This window comes from Cellulomonas sp. GbtcB1 (assembly GCF_019091725.1).
GTDB lineage: Bacteria > Actinomycetota > Actinomycetes > Actinomycetales > Cellulomonadaceae > Cellulomonas.
In genome coordinates, this window is sequence record NZ_JAGXJG010000743.1 from 1 (window position 1) to 228 (window position 228).

General features: G+C 77.6%; 1 protein-coding gene. It reads right to left on the reverse strand.

What is annotated here, in order from left to right; all coding sequences use genetic code 11:
• The coding region (locus KVT14_RS22040; protein WP_306795901.1) for a putative PEP-binding protein at positions 1-228 on the reverse strand (228 nt) is incomplete at both ends.

Consider the following 228-nt stretch of genomic DNA (forward strand, 5'->3'; position numbering starts at 1 on the left):
CCGGGCGCGGACCGGACGAGCCGGTAGCCGCGCACGCCGAGCGCCGGGTTCTCCTCCGCGTGCAGGTTGGAGAACGCGAGCGGCTTGTCGGCGCCCGCGTCGAGGGTCCGGACGACGACCTTGCGGTCCGGGCCGAGCGCGCGGGGCACCCGCGCGTACGCGGCGGCCTGCTCGTCGACCGTCGGCGCCTGCTGCCGGCCGAGGAACAGCACCTCGGTCCGGAGCAGC